This is a genomic window from Pseudomonas sp. PNPG3 (assembly GCF_023093815.1).
Lineage (GTDB): Bacteria > Pseudomonadota > Gammaproteobacteria > Pseudomonadales > Pseudomonadaceae > Aquipseudomonas > Aquipseudomonas asiatica.
Window position 1 is genome coordinate 26419 of the sequence record NZ_JALLKV010000021.1, and the last position, 13360, is coordinate 39778.

17 protein-coding genes are annotated in these 13360 nt (G+C 63.3%); 7 read left to right on the forward strand and 10 right to left on the reverse strand.

What is annotated here, in order from left to right:
* Positions 1-14: 14 nt before the first annotated feature.
* The 3 genes from MJ643_RS15455 to betC form a co-directional block, all read right to left on the reverse strand.
* Positions 15-1580, reverse strand: a complete 1566-nt coding sequence (locus tag MJ643_RS15455; RefSeq protein ID WP_024087947.1) for a SulP family inorganic anion transporter — start codon at positions 1578-1580, stop codon at positions 15-17.
* A gap of 130 nt (positions 1581-1710) precedes the next feature.
* Positions 1711-2640, reverse strand: coding sequence for a choline ABC transporter substrate-binding protein (choX, locus tag MJ643_RS15460; RefSeq protein ID WP_013970274.1), 930 nt, complete (start codon positions 2638-2640; stop codon positions 1711-1713).
* Between the two features lie 14 nt (positions 2641-2654).
* Entirely contained in the window at positions 2655-4172 is a 1518-nt protein-coding gene (betC, locus tag MJ643_RS15465; protein ID WP_023661433.1) for a choline-sulfatase, read from the reverse strand.
* Between the two features lie 108 nt (positions 4173-4280).
* On the opposite strand from betC, the gene MJ643_RS15470 reads away from it, so the two are divergent.
* Positions 4281-5180 (forward strand): LysR family transcriptional regulator, encoded by a 900-nt coding sequence (locus tag MJ643_RS15470; protein ID WP_013970276.1) that lies wholly within the window; start codon positions 4281-4283, stop codon positions 5178-5180.
* Positions 5181-5212: 32 nt separating this feature from the next.
* On the opposite strand, the gene MJ643_RS15475 is transcribed toward MJ643_RS15470, so the two are convergent.
* On the reverse strand, positions 5213-5830 hold the full coding sequence (locus tag MJ643_RS15475; protein WP_013970277.1) for an NAD(P)H-binding protein: 618 nt from the start codon (positions 5828-5830) through the stop codon (positions 5213-5215).
* Between the two features lie 52 nt (positions 5831-5882).
* On the opposite strand from MJ643_RS15475, the gene MJ643_RS15480 reads away from it, so the two are divergent.
* A complete protein-coding gene (locus MJ643_RS15480) occupies positions 5883-6215 on the forward strand; it encodes a DOPA 4,5-dioxygenase family protein (RefSeq protein ID WP_013970278.1) in 333 nt (110 codons plus the stop codon).
* 120 nt (positions 6216-6335) lie between these two features.
* Here MJ643_RS15480 and trpA read toward each other — a convergent pair whose 3' ends face one another.
* The gene (gene trpA, locus MJ643_RS15485) at positions 6336-7145 is read right to left on the reverse strand and encodes a tryptophan synthase subunit alpha (RefSeq protein WP_013970279.1); all 810 of its coding nucleotides are present in this window, start codon (positions 7143-7145) and stop codon (positions 6336-6338) included.
* Positions 7142-8359, reverse strand: coding sequence for a tryptophan synthase subunit beta (trpB, locus tag MJ643_RS15490; RefSeq protein WP_015268451.1), 1218 nt, complete (start codon positions 8357-8359; stop codon positions 7142-7144). Before trpB ends, trpA begins: the two co-directional genes overlap by 4 nt.
* A 111-nt stretch (positions 8360-8470) precedes the next feature.
* Between trpB and MJ643_RS15495 the strand changes: the two genes are divergently transcribed.
* On the forward strand, positions 8471-9367 hold the full coding sequence (locus tag MJ643_RS15495) for a LysR family transcriptional regulator (protein ID WP_024087948.1): 897 nt from the start codon (positions 8471-8473) through the stop codon (positions 9365-9367).
* Here MJ643_RS15495 and MJ643_RS15500 read toward each other — a convergent pair.
* Complete coding sequence (locus tag MJ643_RS15500) at positions 9364-9687, reverse strand: DUF883 family protein (RefSeq protein ID WP_003261039.1); 324 nt, start codon at positions 9685-9687, stop codon at positions 9364-9366. The two genes, MJ643_RS15495 and MJ643_RS15500, sit on opposite strands and share 4 nt — an antisense overlap.
* A 150-nt stretch (positions 9688-9837) precedes the next feature.
* Between MJ643_RS15500 and MJ643_RS15505 the strand changes: the two genes are divergently transcribed.
* Together MJ643_RS15505 and MJ643_RS15510 are read left to right on the forward strand one after the other, a co-directional pair.
* Positions 9838-10053 (forward strand): dodecin, encoded by a 216-nt coding sequence (locus tag MJ643_RS15505; RefSeq protein WP_013970282.1) that lies wholly within the window; start codon positions 9838-9840, stop codon positions 10051-10053.
* A 101-nt stretch (positions 10054-10154) separates the two neighbouring features.
* Positions 10155-10376 (forward strand): DUF1161 domain-containing protein, encoded by a 222-nt coding sequence (locus tag MJ643_RS15510; protein ID WP_023661435.1) that lies wholly within the window; start codon positions 10155-10157, stop codon positions 10374-10376.
* 98 nt (positions 10377-10474) lie between these two features.
* Here the strand turns inward: MJ643_RS15510 and MJ643_RS15515 are convergent, their stop codons facing one another.
* The gene (locus MJ643_RS15515; protein ID WP_013970284.1) at positions 10475-11479 is read right to left on the reverse strand and encodes an LLM class flavin-dependent oxidoreductase; all 1005 of its coding nucleotides are present in this window, start codon (positions 11477-11479) and stop codon (positions 10475-10477) included.
* A gap of 152 nt (positions 11480-11631) precedes the next feature.
* On the opposite strand from MJ643_RS15515, the gene MJ643_RS15520 reads away from it, so the two are divergent.
* Together MJ643_RS15520 and MJ643_RS15525 are read left to right on the forward strand one after the other, a co-directional pair.
* Positions 11632-12057 (forward strand): OsmC family protein, encoded by a 426-nt coding sequence (locus tag MJ643_RS15520; protein WP_169774688.1) that lies wholly within the window; start codon positions 11632-11634, stop codon positions 12055-12057.
* Positions 12058-12130: 73 nt separating this feature from the next.
* Positions 12131-12364: a DUF1161 domain-containing protein gene (locus MJ643_RS15525; protein ID WP_003261043.1), complete on the forward strand. Its 234-nt coding sequence runs from the start codon at positions 12131-12133 to the stop codon at positions 12362-12364.
* A 34-nt stretch (positions 12365-12398) separates the two neighbouring features.
* Here the strand turns inward: MJ643_RS15525 and MJ643_RS15530 are convergent, their stop codons facing one another.
* The gene (locus MJ643_RS15530; RefSeq protein ID WP_013970286.1) at positions 12399-12812 is read right to left on the reverse strand and encodes a hypothetical protein; all 414 of its coding nucleotides are present in this window, start codon (positions 12810-12812) and stop codon (positions 12399-12401) included.
* A gap of 55 nt (positions 12813-12867) precedes the next feature.
* On the reverse strand, positions 12868-13281 hold the full coding sequence (locus MJ643_RS15535; RefSeq protein ID WP_013970287.1) for a hypothetical protein: 414 nt from the start codon (positions 13279-13281) through the stop codon (positions 12868-12870).
* Between the last annotated feature and the right edge of the window lie 79 nt (positions 13282-13360).

Consider the following 13360-nt stretch of genomic DNA (forward strand, 5'->3'; position numbering starts at 1 on the left):
CCCATATTTCAGCCTCACTCCTCAAACCGGATCGGGCACAACTCCACCCCTTCCAGCTTCTGCAACTCCTCGATCACCTGCGGCCTGGCCCGGTGCAGGGTCAGACTCCCCCCCGCCCGCCGCAACCGCCGCGCCTCGCGGTGCAACATATCCACACCCGAGTAATCGATGAAGTTCACCTGCCGGGCATCGATAACAACATGCGGCCCCTGGCAGCGCTGCAAGCGCACCTGCAGGTAATGCGCCGCGCCAAAGAAGATCGACCCGCCCACCCGCAGCACATCTGCTTCCCCTTCACGGCTCTGCTGCACCCGTGGCCGCGAGGTGCGCTTCAGATAGAAGAACAGCGACGCCAGCACTCCGGCATAGATCGCCGTCTGCAGCTCCAGCAACAAGGTCGCTGCCGCCGTCAGCGCCATTACCAGAAACTCCGAGCGGCTGACCCGGAACAGCGCACGAATCCCCCGGTGGTCCACCAACCCCCAGCAGATCAGCAGGATGCTGCCGGCCATGGCCGGAATCGGCAGGTGCGCGATCAGCCTGGCCCCGGCAACGGCGAACACCGCCACCCACAGCGCCGAGAATATCCCGGCCATGGGCGAGCGGGCGCCGGCGTCGTAGCTCAGCCCGGAACGGGTGAAGGAGCCGGAAGACAGGTAACCGGAGAAAAATGCACCAACGATGTTCGACAGGCCCTGTGCGCGTATTTCCTGGTCTGCGTCGATCAACTGCTCCGAACGTGCTGACAATGAGCGGGCAATCGACAGGCTGGTGACCAGCCCGAGCATGCCCACTGCCACAGCGCTGGGCAGCAGGCGCAGGATCAGTTCCACATCCAGCAACGGCAGCGGGCTGAAGGGTGGTAGCTGGCCGGTGAATGCCGGCACACGCGGCACATGCCCAAAGAACCCGGGCAGCAGCCAGGCCAGCAGGCTTACCAAAATCAGGCTTATCAACAGGCTGGGCCAGCGCGGGCGCCAGAGCTTGAAGCCTACGCCGATCAGCACTGTGGCCAGGCCCAGAATCAAGGAAGGCAGGTCGACCTCGCCGGCATGGCTGGCCAGGTCCTGCACGGTCTTCAGCGCCGTGGCCTGGCTTGGCAGGTCCATGCCCAGCAGGTTGGGCAACTGGCCCAGGGCAATGACGACAGCGGCGCCCAGGGTGAAGCCGAGCACCACGGAATGGGAGACGAAATTGACCAGTGCGCCGAAGCGCAAAAGCCCCAGCAGTAACTGAAAAATGCCGCCGAGGAACGTCAGCAGCAGCACCAGGGTGACATAGTCGGCGCTGCCAGCCACGGCCAGCGGGCTGATGCTGGCGTAGAGAACGATGGAAATGGCTGCGGTCGGGCCGCAGATCAGGTGCCAGGACGAGCCCCACAGACAGGCGATCAGCACTGGCACGATGGCGGCGTACAGGCCGTATTCGGCGGGCAGGCCGGCGATCAGAGCGTAGGCGATGGATTGCGGCAGGGCGAGGATTGCACCGCTCAGGCCCACCAGCAGGTCCTGGCGCAGGCTGCGGCCCGATTGGCGGGGGAGCCATGAGAGGAAGGGCAGCAGGTGAGTGAGGCGATGCATGGGTTATCCACAATCCAGAAATTGCACTGTCCCCTGTGGGAGCGGGTTTACCCGCGAATGCTGCATTGAATCTACCAGCGCATTCGCGGGTGAACCCGCTCCCACAGGGATAGAGGTTTTGCTTGTGAGGTTACAGTTTGGCTTTGACGGCCTCCAGCGCATTGCCATCTGCCTTGGTCGTCACTCCGGCCAACCACCCTTCCAGCAACTCGGGGTGCGCCTTCAGCCAAGCCTTGGCCGCATCATCGAAGCTGATCTTCTTGTCCACAACTTCGGCCATGATGGTGTTTTCCATGTCCAGCGTGAACTTCAGGTTGCCCAGCAGCTTGGCCGCATTCGGGCAGGCTTGTGGATAACCCTTGCGGGTCAGGGTATACACCTCGCCCTTGCTGCCAAACCACTTCTCCCCGCCGCTCAGGTAATGCATCTTCAGCTTCACGTTCATCGGGTGCGGGGTCCAGCCGAGGAAGGTGATGAACTGCTGTTTCTTCACCGCCCGGTCGACCTGCGCCAGCATCGCCTGCTCGCTGGACTCCACCAGTTTCCACTGGCCGAGGTTGAATTCATTCTTGTCGATGATTTCCTTCAACGACAGGTTGGCCGGTGCCCCGGAACCAATCCCGTACAGCTTCTTGTCGAACTGGTCGGCGTGCTTCTGCAAGTCGGCGAAATCCTTCACTCCGGCATTCCACACATAGTCGGGCACTGCCAAGGTGAACTCGGTTCCTTCCAGATTGCGCGAAAGCTGCTGCACATCGCCATTGGCGATGAACTTGTCATGAAAGCCCTGCTGCGCCGGCATCCAGTTGCCGAGGAAGGCATCGACGCGGCCATCCTTGAGGCCGCCGTAGATGATCGGCACGGCCAGGCTGTCGATTTTCACCTGGTAACCCAGGCTTTCCAGAAGCAGGCGGGCCAAGGCGTTGGTCGTTGCGATGTCGCTCCAGCCGGGGTCGGCCATCTTCACGGTGGTGCATTGCGCGTCGCTGTCGGCGGCGTGGGCCGTGGCGGTACCCAGGCTCAGGGCCAGGGCGAACACGGCGGCGGAGAACTTGTGCATGGCGGCCTCTCTTCTCAATCCAGGGGGGCGGGCTGTGGATAACGTGCCTTGCGCTCGAGGTCGTCGAGATCGATGTGGTTGCGCATGTACTGTTGGCTGGCGTCCACCAGCGGTTGGTGGTCCCAGCTTTTCAGCTTGCCGATGGCCAGCGCCTCGGCCACCAGGCGGCGGCGCCGCTGGCTGGCAAGAACCTGCTGGCGCAGGCTGGGGATATCCCAACGTTGCTGTGCTTCATCGACAAATGCCTGCAGCAGCGCCTGGTGTTCCGGGCTGCCGGTGAGGTTCTCCCGCTCGTGCGGGTCGCGGCTCAGGTCATAGAGTAGGCATGGGTCGTCTTCGCTGTACACGAACTTGTACGGCCCCCGGCGGATCATCATCAGCGGGCCGACGGTGCCTTCGGCCATGTATTCGCCGATCACTTCGTCATGGCCACCCTGCCCTTGCAGGTGGCCGACCAGCGAGCGGCCATCCAGGTGAAGGTGGTTATCCACAGCACCACCAGCCAGCTCGACCAGGGTCGGCAGCAGGTCGCAGGTAGACACCGAAGCGCTGACCCTGGCTGGCGCGAAGTGCTTCGGCGCGTGCACCAGCAGAGGCACCCGCGCCGACATCTCGAACCAGTGCATCTTGTACCAGAGGCCGCGCTCGCCGAGCATGTCGCCGTGGTCGCCGGAGAACACGATCAGGGTGTCGTCGGCCAGGTCGCATTCCTCCAGGGTCTGCAGCAGCAGGCCGATGTTGTCATCGATGTAGCTGCAGGCGCCGAAGTAGGCACGACGGGCGTCACGAATCTTGTCCACAGGCAGCGGCTTGTTCCACAGGTCGTAGACCTTCAGCAGGCGCTGCGAGTGCGGGTCGAGTTCTGCCTGGTCGAATTCGGCGCGGGGCATGGGGATATCCACACCTTCGTAGCGATCCCAATAGCGCCGGGGGATGGTGTAGGGGTCGTGCGGGTGGGTCATCGACACGGTCAGGCAGAACGGTCGGCCATCGTTTTCGCGTACATGGTCGTACAGGTACTGGCGCGCCTTGAACACCACTTCCTCGTCGAAATCCAGCTGGTTGGTGCGCACGCACGGTCCGGCCTGCAGTACCGAGGACATGTTGTGATACCAGCTCGGGCGCACGTCCGGCTCATCCCAGTTCACCGCCCAGCCGTAGTCGGCCGGGTAGATATCGCTGGTCAGGCGTTCTTCGTAGCCATGCAGCTGGTCCGGGCCGCAGAAGTGCATCTTGCCCGACAGCGCGGTGCGGTAGCCAAGGCGGCGCAGATAGTGGGCGTAGGTCGGCACATCGGCGGGGAAGTCGGCGGCGTTGTCGTAGGCGCCGATGCGACTGGGCAACTGGCCGCTGACCAGGGTGAAGCGCGACGGTGCGCACAACGGGCTGTTGCAGTAAGCCGAGTCGAACACCACCGCCTGTTCGGCAAGGCGGCTCAGATGCGGCATCTGGATCGGCGAAGAGACGTAGATCGGCAGCAAGGGCGCGGCCATCTGGTCGGCCATGATGAACAGGATATTCGGGCGCGTCATGGTGGCTTCCATCGTTGAGGGTTATGCGAACCGCTTGCCTATCAAGATGCGACTGTGGATAACATGGGTAAAGCCCATGGCGGGCAATGACTGGGATTAGCCCTGCTTATGTTTGACCACCTTGCCAACTTGTCGCTGGATACACTGCGCGTGTTCGAGGCTGCCGCACGGTTGCGTGGCTTTACCGCTGCGGCACTGGAGCTGGGCACCACGCAGCCGGCGGTGAGCCAGCAAGTCAAACGGCTGGAGGCACAGCTGGGCACGCGGTTGTTCGACCGCATTTACCGGGGTATCGAGCTGACCGAGGCCGGCCAGGTGCTGTTCGAACAGGTGCATCAGGGCCTGCAGGCCATGGAGGACGGCATCGCCCAGGCCAGTGGGCGCGGTCAGCGCGAAGTGCTGCAGGTGGCTACCGACTTCGCCTTTGCGGCGTTCTGGCTGATGCCACGGCTGCAGCGTTTTCACGAGGCTTATCCGCAGGTGGATGTGAGCCTGGTGACCGGTGAGCGCAGCCAGGGCATGTTGCGACCGGACATCGATGTGGCGGTGCTGTTTGGCGACGGGCGTTTTCACCAGGGCGAGAGCCGCTGGCTATTCGATGAGGAGGTTTTCCCGGTGTGCAGCCCCCGGCTGATTCATGGCAAACCCTTGTCAGCCGTGGCTTTGCAACGATTGCCCTTGCTGCACTTGAAGGGAGAGCAGGCTAGCCGCTGGTTTGATTGGGCAGGGGTGTTTCGCGGGTTTGGCGTGGCCAGCCCGCCGCCGGCCGGGCAGTTGCGGTTTGATAACTATACGTTGCTGATCCAGGCCGCGATTGCCGGGCAAGGGGTGGCGATTGGCTGGGGGCACCTGGTGGATGGGCTGGTGGAGCAAGGGTTGCTATGCCGGCCGTTGGAGGGGAGTTTGCGCTCGGCGCGCGGGTATTACGCGGTGCTGCCACCACGCAAGCGGCGTGGGGCGTTGATCGAGCGGTTTGTGGATTGGCTGGAGCGCGAGCGCAGCCTGTGACATTCCCGGGGCTGCACAGCAGCCCCGGCAATCTAGACCACGAAGTTCAGATGCTCGCCTCGGTGCAAATCCAGCTCCAGCATATCCACCATGCCCGCAGCGACCCTGGCCAGGTGCCGCAACGGCTCGGCCAACCCCGGCTCCAGCGTACCTTCGGTGCTGCGAAAATGCTCAATCCCCAACCCGGCCAGTTCCTGTGGGGCATTGATCAGCGTCCAGTGCAAGGCACTGCGCTGTAACCCGTCCACCACCTGGTCCACACACTCCCGCTCCGCCTCGCTGTACTTGCCCGGCTCATCCAGCACATCGAAATCGCCCACCAGCAACAGCCGGCGTATAGTCGTACGCTTCAACCCCGCCACCAGCGCCTCGCTCATGCGGGCTTGCCCGGGCAGATCGTCCGGCGCCAGCGTCGACAACAGGGCAATTACTGCCGACCCGCCTGCCGCGCCCTGCTCCGCCTGGTCGGCATCGCCAAGCCCGCCTATCTTGAAATGCAGGCCGGGGCGCGGCGCGTGGCGGTTGAGGTCGTCGACCACGGCGGTGACTTCGTGCTGGCGCGACAGCAGCTCTACCATCAGGGCGTTGCCCAGGCTGCTTTCAGGCCCGAACAAGACCAGTTTGAACACTGGGGTTTCGGCGTTTTTCACTGCATCACTCCCTTTGCAGGTGGTGATGTTTGGACCGCAATCAGGAGTTATCGTGCAGAGGATCAAGGGTTACCACGCCCACGTTTACTACGACGCAGCGACCATGGACCAGGCCCGTGAGCTGTGTGAGGAAGCGGCGCGGCTGTTTCCCGTGACCATGGGGCGCATGCACCAGAAACCGGTGGGGCCGCACCCGGACTGGAGCTGCCAGCTGGCCTTCGAGCCGGAGTTTGTGGGGGTGGTGCTGCCGTGGTTGGCACTGTATCGGAAGGGGTTGGTGGTGTTCATGCACCCGCTGACCGGTGATGAGCTGGCGGACCACCGTGACCATGCGATCTGGATGGGGGCGGTGCGGCCGCTGGATCTGTCGATTTTCGGGGGATAGGCCTCTATAGCCTGTGCTGGCCTCTTCGCGGGCAAGCCCGCTCCTACAGGTCCTCCACAGCTTTCAGCATCTGTGTTGTCCCTGTGGGAGCGGGCGTGCCCGCGAAGCAGGCGACGCGGTTCAGCGGCGGGCGCCGCGCACCCCTTCAGCCAGCGCCGAGCACAGGCTCAATACATCGTTGACTGCCTGCTCGGCACTCTTGGCCTGGGCAATCTTGTCGACCAGCGCCGAGCCCACCACTACGCCGTCCGACAGGCGGGCAATGGCCGCAGCCTGCTCCGGCGTACGAATGCCGAAACCTACGCTGATTGGCAGATCGGTATGCCGACGCAGGCGGGCGATGGCTTCGGTCACGTGCTCGGTGGTCGCCGAGCCGGCGCCGGTCACACCGGCCACCGACACGTAGTAGACGAACCCGGAGCTGCGCTCCAGTACGCGCGGCAGGCGCGCGTCGTCGGTGGTTGGGGTAGTCAGGCGGATAAAGTCGATACCCGCTGCCTGGGCCGGGGTTGCCAGTTCGGCGTCGTGCTCTGGCGGCAGGTCGACGATGATCAGGCCATCTACACCCGCTTGCTTGGCTTCGGCCACGAACTTTTCCACGCCAAAGCGGTGGATCGGGTTGTAGTAGCCCATCAACACGATCGGTGTGGTCTGGTTATCCACACGGAATTCGCGAACCATCTGCAGGGTCTTGGCCAGGGTCTGGCCGGCTTCCAGGGCACGCAGGGTGGCCAGCTGGATGGCCACGCCGTCGGCCATCGGGTCGGTGAACGGCATGCCCAGTTCAATCACGTCGGCACCGGCTGCCGGCAGGCCCTTGAGGATCTGCAGCGAGGCGTCATAGCCCGGGTCGCCCGCGGTGACAAAGGTGACCAGTGCCGAGCGGCCTTCGGCCTTCAGCTCGGCGAAGCGTTTTTCAAGACGGCTCATGCCTGTTTCTCCTGGGCGGCCATGTGGTTCATGACGGTTTGCATGTCTTTGTCGCCGCGGCCCGACAGGCACACGACCATCAGGTGGTCCTTGGGCAGCTTCGGTGCGCGCTTGATCGCCTCGGCCAAGGCGTGGGAGCTTTCCAGGGCCGGGATGATGCCTTCCAGGCGGCAGGTGGCGTGGAATGCATCCAGCGCTTCGTCGTCGGTGATGCTGACGTACTCGACACGCTTCACTTCGTGCAGGTAGGCGTGCTCCGGGCCGATGCCCGGGTAGTCCAGGCCGGCGGAAATCGAGTGGGCGTCGGTGATCTGACCGTCTTCGTCCTGCAGCAGGTAGGTGCGGTTGCCGTGCAGCACGCCCGGTACGCCGCCGTTCAGGCTGGCGGCGTGCTTGTCGGTGTGCACGCCGTGGCCACCGGCTTCGACGCCGATGATCTGCACGCTTGGCTCTTCGAGAAACTCATGGAACAGGCCCATGGCGTTGGAGCCACCACCGACGCAGGCAACCAGGCTGTCTGGCAGGCGGCCTTCCTTCTCTTGCAACTGGGCGCGGGTTTCCTTGCCGATGATCGACTGGAAGTCGCGGACCATGGCCGGGTACGGGTGCGGGCCGGCCACGGTGCCGATCAGGTAGAAGGTGTCTTCGACGTTGGTGACCCAGTCGCGCAGGGCCTCGTTCATGGCGTCCTTCAGGGTGCCGGTGCCGGCAGTGACCGGGACGATTTCGGCGCCAAGCAGCTTCATGCGGAACACGTTGGCCTGCTGGCGCTCGATGTCGGTGGCGCCCATGTAGATCACGCAAGGCAGGCCGAAGCGGGCAGCGACGGTGGCGGTGGCCACGCCGTGCATGCCGGCGCCGGTTTCTGCGATGAGGCGCTTCTTGCCCATGCGCTTGGCCAGCAGCACCTGGCCGATGCAGTTGTTCACCTTGTGCGCGCCGGTGTGGTTGAGCTCTTCACGCTTGAAGAAGATCTTGGCGCCGCCGCAGTGCTCGGTCAGGCGCTCGGCGAAGTACAGCGGGTTGGGGCGGCCGATGTAGTCGCGCTGGAAGTAGGCCAGCTCTTCGAGGAACTTGGGGTCTGCCTTGGCCGCTTCGTATTCGCGGGCCAGGTCCAGCACCAGTGGCATCAGGGTTTCGGCCACGTAGCGGCCGCCGAACGAGCCGAACAGGCCATTGGCGTCGGGGCCGGGGCGGTATTGGGACTGGGTCATGGGGGCGCTCCAGGGCGTAATGAATGAGTGATGGACTTTACTCTAACCACGGCAAGCCCAGCTGAAAACCGATAAGATTGCGCAAACTTGTCAGAAAAACTCACAGGTAAAATGGCCCACGACCTCCCTCCCCTCAACGCCCTTCGGGCTTTCGAGGTTACCGCACGGCTCAACAGCGTCAGCCAGGCGGCCGAAGCGCTGCACGTCACCCATGGCGCCGTCAGCCGGCAGATCAAGGTACTTGAAGAGCACCTGGGCGTCGCGCTGTTCGTGAAGGACGGGCGTGGCATCAAACTCACAGATGCCGGCGTACGTCTGCGCGATGCAAGTGGCGAAGCTTTCGATCGCCTGCGCAGCGTGTGCGCCGAGCTTAGCCACAACGTCAGCGAGGCGCCGTTCGTGCTGGGCTGCTCGGGCAGCCTGCTGGCGCGCTGGTTCATCCCGCGACTGGGGCGGCTGCAGGCGGATTTACCTGAACTGCGTCTGCACCTTTCGGCCGGTGAAGGCGACCTGGACCCACGGCGGCCAGGGTTGGATGCGCTGCTGGTTTACGCCGAGCCGCCGTGGCCGACGGACATGCAGGTGCATGTACTGGCCGAGGAGCGCATCGGGCCGGTGCTCAGCCCGCATTTCGCCGGTTTCGAGCGCTTGCATGGCGCGCCGGCCAAGGCCTTGCTGGGCGAAGCCTTGCTGCACACCACCTCGCGCCCGCAGGCTTGGCCGACCTGGGCGCTGGAACAGGGTTTGGAGCCGGCGGCCCTCCACTATGGCCAGGCCTTCGAGCACCTGTATTACCTGCTGGAAGCTGCCGTGGCCGGGCTGGGTGTGGCGATTGCGCCGCAGCCGCTGGTCGCTGACGACCTGCGAGCTGGCCGTTTGAGTGCGCCGTGGGGCTTTTCACCTACCCCTGCGGCATTGGCGCTGTGGGTGCCCAGGCGCGCCGCGGACGGGCGCGCCGAGCAGTTGGCGCAGTGGCTAAGGGCGGAACTGGCGCGACAGGGCGCTTAGTTGCGTTTGCACATCAGGTACGCCGCCAGCAAGCCTAGCGCGCCAATGGCAACGCCGGCAGTCGTGTACGGGTGTTCCTGGGCATAGTCGCGGGTGGCGATGCCGGTCTGGCGGGTGCGGTGCTTCACTTCCTCGTAGGCATCGCTCAACAGGTGGCGAGAATGACGCAGGGCACTCTCGGCGTTGCTGCGGATTGCCTTCACCGATTTTTGGGACTCCTCCGACGCATCATGCTTGAGGTTTTCCAGGCTTTTCAGAAGGCTCTCGATCTCCGCTTCCATGCTTTCCAGGGACGTTCTACGCAGCGAATTGCGGTGCATGTTGACTCTCCTTTGCAGTATGGACTGTAAGGATTGCGACCTTGGGTCCGCGGGAAAGTGCGATCGAACTTTCGTCAATGGTGACCGCTCGCAGGTAAACCAGGCCTGCGCTGCTAGGCTCAATCTCACCATCATCCGAGGAGAGCGCTCATGACCGATCATCACACCTACAAGAAGATCGAGCTGGTGGGGTCTTCGACCACCAGCATCGAAGAGGCGATCAATAATGCCCTGGCCGAAGCCGGCAAGAGCATAAAGCACCTGGAGTGGTTCGAAGTGATAGATACCCGTGGCCATATCCGTGATAACAAGGCGGCGCACTTCCAGGTCACGCTGAAGGTCGGCTTCCGTATCGCCAATAGCTGAAACACTGCCGGGCTGGATGAGCCCGGCATGATGGGGTATTTAGGGAGGGGGCGCCTTGGCGGGCGCCTTTTCTGATTTCATCTGCACAAGGAAAGCGAGTGATGAACAAACTGATTCTGGCGCTGGGCCTGATGACGCTGGCCGGTGGAGCGCTGGCGGCGGGCAAGCCGTGCGAGGAGCTCAAGGCAGAGATTGCGGCCAAGCTGGATGCCAAGGGGGTCACCGGCTACAAGCTGGAGATCGTCGACAAGGGCGACCCGGCCGGCAAGGTGATTGGCAGCTGCGAGGGTGGTACCAAGGAGATTGTGTACCGCCGCGGCTAATATGCTGGCCTCTTCGCGGGCTCGCCCGCTCCCACAGGCATATCACAGGCCAGAGAGCGACGCTGTACCTGTGGGAGCGGGCAAGCCTGCGAAGAAGATCACGCGGTCTTGAGAGCCTGCGCCATCAGTTCATAGGACCGAATCCGGTCCGCATGCTCATACAAATCACAGGTGAAGATCAGCTCATCTGCCCCGGTCTGCTCCAGCAGCACTTCCACCTTGGCCCGCACCTTCTGCGGGCTGCCAATCATCGCCAGGCCGAGGAAGCTACCCACCGCGTCCCGTTCATGGGGCAGCCACAGCCCATCCATGCTTTCCACAGGCGGCTTCTGCATCAGGCTCTGCCCGCGAATCAGCGCGAGGATGCGCTGGTACACCGAAGTGGCCAGGTACTCGGCCTTTTCGTCGGTTTCCGCCACCACCATGGGGATGCCCAGCATCACATACGGCTTGTCCAATGTGGTCGAGGGCTTGAAGTGGTTGCGGTACACGCGGATCGCCTCGTGCATGTAGCGCGGCGCAAAATGCGAGGCGAAGGCGTAGGGCATGCCGCGCATGCCGGCCAGTTGAGCGCTGAACAGGCTAGAGCCGAGGAGCCACATCGGCACCTCGGTATCGTGCCCTGGCACGGCGATCACTTTTTGATCATCGGTACGCGGGCCGAGGTAGCGTGACAGTTCCTCGACATCGTCCGGGAAGTCATCCGGGCCGCCGGCGCGGTCGCGGCGCAGGGCGTAGGCGGTCATCTGGTCGGAACCCGGTGCGCGGCCCAACCCCAGATCGATGCGTCCCGGGTGCAGGCTGGCCAGGGTGCCGAACTGCTCGGCGATCACCAGCGGCGCATGGTTGGGCAGCATGACCCCGCCAGAGCCCACGCGAATGCTCGAGGTCCCCCCGGCCAGGTAGCCGATCAGCACCGAAGTCGCCGAGCTGGCGATGCCGTCCATGTTGTGGTGCTCGGCTACCCAGAAGCGGTTGTAGCCAAAGCGCTCGACGTGCTGCGCCAGGTCCAGCGAGTTGCGCAGCGACTGCGCCGGGCCGGCGTCGGCGCGTACCGGCACCAGGTCGAGGGTGGAAATCTTCAGGTCACGCAGCTGCGTCATGGAGCCTCCGCAAAGGTGTTTGGCCACAGGCCTTTTCAACTCTGTATGGGCACATTCGACGGATTCAATGCTTGCCGTGCGATTGCTCTGAACTTGCCGTAGGCGGCTGACCTCTGAAGCCATAAGCATGTAACCCGAGACCAGGAGGCATCATGAAAAAGACAGCATCGGCGATCTGGCAAGGTGGCCTGAAGGACGGTAAAGGCCTGCTTTCTACCGAAAGTGGCGCGCTAAAGCAGAACCCCTACGGCTTCAACACCCGTTTCGAGGGCTCGCCCGGTACCAACCCGGAGGAGCTGATTGGTGCGGCGCATGCCGGCTGTTTCTCGATGGCGCTGTCGATGATGCTGGGCGAAGCGGGGTTCACCCCGGACAGGATCGACACCGCTGCCGAAGTGACACTCGACAAGCAAGCTGATGGCTATGCCATTACGGCGGTGCATCTGGTGCTCAGGGCCAAGGTACCTGGGGCGAGTGAAGCGCAGTTCTTGCAGATCGCCGACAAGGCCAAGGCCGGGTGCCCTGTGTCCAAGGTGTTGAACGCGAAGATCAGCCTGGATGCAGCGCTGGTGGGATGAAGCCGTGCAATGAGGGCGGTTTGCTGTAGTCTAAACAGCGTCGGCAGCACGCTGCCCTTTCAGGAGCCGTTTCATGATTCGCGTAGCAATCACCGTGTTGGCTTCCCTGGTCGCCACATCTGCGTTGGCGGCGGTCAAGCCGTGCGAGGAGCTCAAAGCCGAGATCGAGGCCAAGATCCAGGCCCAGGGTGTTTCGTCCTATACCCTGGAGATCGTGCCCAACAGCGAGGTCAAGGACCAGAACATGGTCGTCGGGACCTGCGATGGCGGGACCAAGAAGATCATTTATCAGAAGAATGATCGGTAGATTCCAGAGCCGGGGGTTGCGAAGCAGCCCCATATCAAGGAATGCAGAACACCTCGCTAGGCTCGTTCACCACCACCTTGCGGCTGCCGTCATACAGTAGCACTTGCGGCTCCATTACCGGCGCCCGTGCCTCCAGGCGATAGCGCTCACCGGCCTTGAAGTTGTCAAAGCGCACAGTCAGGTAGCAGGTACGATCCCGGGGCTGGGTCATGAGGCCGCCCCCGTAGATCTCGTAATCGAAGCGCACTACCAGTTCGTGCTTGCCCGGCGTCACCTGGAAGTAACGGCCATCTTCCAGGCGCTTGCCGTCGAGGCGGTCGGCCATGATCACCCTGCCGGGAGTCATGGTGTACAGATCGACCCAGGCCTGCTTGGGGTCGACGGGCGGCAAGGGGCTGGCGCATGCCCCCAGTGCACTGAGGGCGATCAGCATCATGGGCTGGCGCATGGCAAGACTCCCACTTGCGACTTATAGGCTACAAGCATAGCGCCGTTTGTGCGTTTCAGGTGCGCTGGCAGCCTGCAGGCGAGCCCTGGCCAACCAGCTTTTGCTGACGGTCATAGAGTTTGATCCAGGGGCGGAAGCCGATGCTGCCAGCCTGCAACTGGTAGCGCTGACCGGCACTGAAATCCTTGAAGGTCAGCTTGACCTGGCAATCCCGCCACAAAGGCTCCTCGACCGGGCCGATATTGCTGGGGGTAACCGGAAACTGGTAGCGCACGGTCAGCTCGTGGCTGCCGGGCTGTACTTCGAAGTAACGGCTATCGGCCCAGTCGCGTTCATCTACCTGCACAGCGTGCAGCGAGGTGTTGTCGTAGGGCGTGAGGTCGATCCAGGCCTGGTTCGGGTCCGGGTCTGGCAAGGTCGAACAGGCGGATATCAGCAGCAATGAGCCGGTGACCAACAGTGCACGCATGGCGAAACGCCCCCTTGGCGAGATAGTCTTGGAGTGAATCGGCCTTGAGCGAGTCAGACAGTTCCGGATGCTTCGACTT

What these genes read in the sequence shown, in the direction of transcription:
- MJ643_RS15470 (WP_013970276.1), top strand. Translation starts at nt 4,281, where the DNA reads ATGTTTGACCACCTTGCCAACTTGTCGCTGGATACACTGCGCGTGTTC.
- MJ643_RS15455 (WP_024087947.1), bottom strand. Translation starts at nt 1,580, where the DNA reads ATGCATCGCCTCACTCACCTGCTGCCCTTCCTCTCATGGCTCCCCCGC.
- MJ643_RS15535 (WP_013970287.1), bottom strand. Translation starts at nt 13,281, where the DNA reads ATGCGTGCACTGTTGGTCACCGGCTCATTGCTGCTGATATCCGCCTGT.
- trpB (WP_015268451.1), bottom strand. Translation starts at nt 8,359, where the DNA reads ATGACCCAGTCCCAATACCGCCCCGGCCCCGACGCCAATGGCCTGTTC.
- MJ643_RS15530 (WP_013970286.1), bottom strand. Translation starts at nt 12,812, where the DNA reads ATGCGCCAGCCCATGATGCTGATCGCCCTCAGTGCACTGGGGGCATGC.
- MJ643_RS15510 (WP_023661435.1), top strand. Translation starts at nt 10,155, where the DNA reads ATGAACAAACTGATTCTGGCGCTGGGCCTGATGACGCTGGCCGGTGGA.
- choX (WP_013970274.1), bottom strand. Translation starts at nt 2,640, where the DNA reads ATGCACAAGTTCTCCGCCGCCGTGTTCGCCCTGGCCCTGAGCCTGGGT.
- MJ643_RS15505 (WP_013970282.1), top strand. Translation starts at nt 9,838, where the DNA reads ATGACCGATCATCACACCTACAAGAAGATCGAGCTGGTGGGGTCTTCG.
- trpA (WP_013970279.1), bottom strand. Translation starts at nt 7,145, where the DNA reads ATGAGCCGTCTTGAAAAACGCTTCGCCGAGCTGAAGGCCGAAGGCCGC.
- betC (WP_023661433.1), bottom strand. Translation starts at nt 4,172, where the DNA reads ATGACGCGCCCGAATATCCTGTTCATCATGGCCGACCAGATGGCCGCG.
- MJ643_RS15515 (WP_013970284.1), bottom strand. Translation starts at nt 11,479, where the DNA reads ATGACGCAGCTGCGTGACCTGAAGATTTCCACCCTCGACCTGGTGCCG.
- MJ643_RS15520 (WP_169774688.1), top strand. Translation starts at nt 11,632, where the DNA reads ATGAAAAAGACAGCATCGGCGATCTGGCAAGGTGGCCTGAAGGACGGT.
- MJ643_RS15495 (WP_024087948.1), top strand. Translation starts at nt 8,471, where the DNA reads ATGGCCCACGACCTCCCTCCCCTCAACGCCCTTCGGGCTTTCGAGGTT.
- MJ643_RS15500 (WP_003261039.1), bottom strand. Translation starts at nt 9,687, where the DNA reads ATGCACCGCAATTCGCTGCGTAGAACGTCCCTGGAAAGCATGGAAGCG.
- MJ643_RS15525 (WP_003261043.1), top strand. Translation starts at nt 12,131, where the DNA reads ATGATTCGCGTAGCAATCACCGTGTTGGCTTCCCTGGTCGCCACATCT.